This is a genomic window from Streptomyces sp. NPDC059957, assembly GCF_042730015.1.
In the GTDB taxonomy this organism is placed as follows: domain Bacteria; phylum Actinomycetota; class Actinomycetes; order Streptomycetales; family Streptomycetaceae; genus Streptomyces.
In genome coordinates this window covers 1-1835 of sequence record NZ_JBHWMB010000173.1, presented here as the reverse complement: position 1 = coordinate 1835, position 1835 = coordinate 1, and the positions used below count along the sequence as shown (strand labels likewise).

Annotated in this window: 1 protein-coding gene; it reads right to left on the bottom strand. The window is 69.3% G+C overall.

Translation table 11 applies throughout. The features are described from left to right. Positions 1 to 1440 (bottom strand): DEAD/DEAH box helicase family protein (locus ACFWBW_RS41685; RefSeq protein ID WP_385385133.1); only part of this gene is annotated, 1440 nt, incomplete at its 3' end. Positions 1441 to 1835: the final 395 nt, after the last annotated feature.

The following is a 1835-nucleotide window of genomic DNA, read 5'->3' as shown; positions in this document are numbered from 1 at the left end:
GTGCGCACGAAGCCCGTTCAATACCCGAATGAGCGGGCCGTACGATTTCGACGAGAGAATGTCGTCGGGATTCTCATTCTCGGCCAGGAAGACAGGCACGATGAGCGTGGCCATCTTCCCCTCGCCCGGCTTTTGCCTAAGGGCCCGTCCGATGGCCTGGACGATGTCGACGTCGGAGCCCTTGGGGTCGATCAGGGCCACGGAGTCGACGGCGCGGATGTCGACGCCTTCCCCGAGGACGCGGCAGTTCGCGAGGACGGCGCGGCCGGCGCGGCGTCCGAAGTCGGCGAGGACGTCGGCCCGGTACTCGGGCTCGTGCTCTCCGCGCAGCCACCCCGTCCACATGTGTTCGGGGTGCTTTTCGGGGTGCGTTTCGTGGAGGCGGCGGGCGACGCGGGGGAGGCCTTCGGCGAAGGCCTGTGCCTCGACGGTGCGGTGATGGAAGGTGATCGTGGTCTTCAAGTCGTGGTCGGCCATGGTCTCCAGCAGCGCGGTCTGCATGGCGGCGAGGCGCTCGCCGCGGAGCCGTTCCTCCCACCGCTCCTTGCTGTAGAGCCGCTTCGGGGTGACGACAGGGTCGACGAGCTCGGCCACCACGATCTGGTAGCGCGCCAGAAGCCCGCGGGCGATTGCGTCGGCGAGGGTCAGCTCGTAGACGACGGGCCCGAACACCTTCGGGTCGTCCATGGAGCAGGCCATCGTCTTGGGCAGCGGATCCCGCAGCGGCCCGCCCACGTACACGAGCCCCTCGGCCTCCGCCTCCAGGCGCCGCTTCTCCTCCGCCTCCCGGTGCGCTTCCTCGGCGGCCCTCTGCTCTGCCCGCGTCCGCACATGCCGCTCGCCCCAGATCCGAGGGGTGGCCGTCATGTAGAGCCGGCGCTGGGCCGGGATCACCTCCTGCCGGTGCACCTCCGCCCACGCCTTCCCCGCCGACCCGGACGTGCGGTGCGCCTCGTCCACGACCACCAGGTCGAAGGCCTCCATCACCAGCCCGTACTCGTGCGCCTCGGCGACGGCTTCGGCGATGACGGGCAGGGAGGCGTACGTCGCGTACACGGTGACCGGGCCGCGCCCGTGCCACAGCGCGAGCTGAGGCGCCGACGTCGTCGTGCGGACCTGGAGGCTGTAGAGCTGCGGGTTGTCCTCCAGCGAGCACACGGCGACCGCGGGCCCGGTGTGGCCGGCGGTACGCCACTCCCTGGCGGTCTGGGTCAGGAGATCGAGCGTCGGCAGCACCACCAGGACCCGCCCGCCCCGGGCGAGGCGAAGCGCGGCCGTGGCCGCGATGAACGTCTTCCCGGTCCCGCACGCCGCGACCACCGTCGCCCGCAGACCCGCCTTCGGAAGACGCTTCCCGGGCCGGACTTCGAGCCCCCGGACGATCGCCTCCACCGCCTCTTCCTGATGCGGGCGGAGGGTGATGCCTCCTGCCTCCTGCATTCGCTTCCTCCGTCAGGTAGAAGAATTCAAAGCCCCTATCAGGGGCAGTGGCAGATTCCTCGGGATCGTACACAGCATCCGATTCACGCGATCGGGACACCAGGCAGAATACTGGCCTATCGATCCACTCAACCCAGTAGGCAACAGTTTCACGAGATATTACACAGCCTACATCAGATCTGATGTAGGCTGACTCTACCCGGAGGACGCACCCACCCGGGCAGGATTCCGAGGATCACCCCCCTCCCGAGTACCCCACCGGCCGTCAGCCGAGAACCAGCCCGCACCCTCCCCGCCGCTGCCAGCCGGGACCGCGAAGCGGGCCCTGGCCCTGGAGGCGAAGCCGCAAGGGCCAGGGTGGGAGCGAAGCGGACACCCCAACAGGCCGAAGACCT